Origin of the sequence: Pseudomonas sp. 18.1.10, assembly GCF_024655625.1 — a bacterium.
GTDB lineage: Bacteria > Pseudomonadota > Gammaproteobacteria > Pseudomonadales > Pseudomonadaceae > Aquipseudomonas.
This window is the reverse complement of record NZ_JANLGL010000446.1, coordinates 1-1583: the sequence shown is the minus strand read 5'-3', so window position 1 is coordinate 1583 and position 1583 is coordinate 1. Positions and strand designations below refer to the sequence as shown.

Here is a 1583-nt window from a genome sequence, read left to right as displayed (position 1 = left end):
ACACTTTGATTTGTGAACACAGTCAAAATGTGGGAGCGGGCTTGCCCGCGAAGAGGCCAGTGTTAACAACACAAATCCAGGGTTCAGTACACCCAAACCTCCACCCGCCGATTCTTGATCCTACCCTCATCCGCCGTATTCGCCGCCACCGGCATCTGCGCGCCAAACCCGCGTATATCCCTCAGCACCACACCGCTCTTGACCAGCTCGCGCCGCACCGCCATGCCCCGCAACTTCGATAGCAATGCGGCCCGCTGCGGATCATCCTTGGCATCGCCAAACCCCACCAGCGTCACCTGCCGGTCGAGCTTGTCGTGGCCTTTCAGATACGCCACCACCCGCTGCAAATCCTGGCGGGCCTTGTTGTCGAGGCTGGCGCTGCCTTCTTCGAAGCGAAAATTCACGGTCAAGCGCTGGGCCTCGCGGGCGATGGCCTGGTAATCCTCGGGCATCGACGGGCGCGCCTGCACGCTCATCGCCTGCACCTGCTGCGCGATAAACCCGCTGGCCGCGACAATCGCCTGGCCCTTGCTGCTCTGGGTAAAGTCCACCAGCGCCTTGGCCCACGGATTGTGGCCGGACGGCGGCAGGTAGAAAAACAACCGCCGCGACAGCGGGTAATCTTCCGTTGCAATCAGGCTGTTCAACGGCAACATCGGCTGCGAATCACCGTCGACAATCGCTACCGCCTTGGCCTGGCGCACGTAGGGCAGGCCGATAAAACCAATGCCTTGCGGGTCCTGGCTGACCGCGTCCGACAACTGCTCACTGGATTCGAAGCGCTTGGCCGTGGCCGCCAGCGGTTTGCCGCGCAGGCGCAGCACCAGATCCTTGAAGGTGTCGTAGGTGCCGGATTGGTCATCGCGCGCATATAAATGAATGGTCCCGCCGATACCGCCGAGGGCCTCCCAGGTGCTGATCTCGCCATTGAAGATCTGCGCCAGTTGCTCGGTGTTCAGGGTGGTCAACGGGTTTTGCGGGTTGAGGATAATGGCCAGGCCGTCGATGGCGATCACTTGTTCGGCGTCGGGGCTTTTCAGGTCGCCGAGGGGTTCGAGGTCGACCAGTTCACTGTCTTTGATCGGGCGGGAGGACGCCGCCAGGTCGGCAGAGGATTTTTTCAGCGCGGTAAAACCGGTGCTGGAACCATGGGCGGCGACGTCGACGGTGACGATCTTGCCCTGGCGCGTCTTGCCGATCACGCGCTGTTCGTTGGCGCCTTGTGCCGGTTCGCTGTGTACCGCCTGCAAACCCTGATGCTCCAGCAGCCCCTTGACCAGCGCCGGCCCGAGCGCCGCGCCAATGGTGTTGGAACCCTGGATGCGCAAGGCGGGGCCTTGATCGGGAACGGGCAGGGAGGCAGCAACGGCGGACAGGGGAAACAGGACCAGCAGGAACAGAACGCGCAGCCTCATGCCGGCACCTTCTCAAGCCAAAGGGAGTGCCGCGAGAATAAGTCAGTAAGGTTTCAACGATATGACTGACACTCAACAGAGCCAAACTGTGGGAGCGGGCTTGTGTGGGAGCGGGCTTGCTCGCGAAAGCGGAGTGTCAGGCAATTAGTTTTTGACTGATCCACCGCA

General features: G+C 61.7%; 1 protein-coding gene. It reads right to left on the bottom strand.

Annotated features, from left to right (window positions below; genetic code table 11):
* Positions 1–83 precede the first annotated feature (83 nt).
* The gene (locus NUV89_RS29605) at positions 84–1415 is read right to left on the bottom strand and encodes a phosphate ABC transporter substrate-binding/OmpA family protein (protein WP_257784109.1); all 1332 of its coding nucleotides are present in this window, start codon (positions 1413–1415) and stop codon (positions 84–86) included.
* Positions 1416–1583: the final 168 nt, after the last annotated feature.

Bases quoted from the DNA above. Each gene is read 5' to 3' on its own strand.
- NUV89_RS29605 (WP_257784109.1), bottom strand. From the start codon at position 1,415: ATGAGGCTGCGCGTTCTGTTCCTGCTGGTCCTGTTTCCCCTGTCCGCC.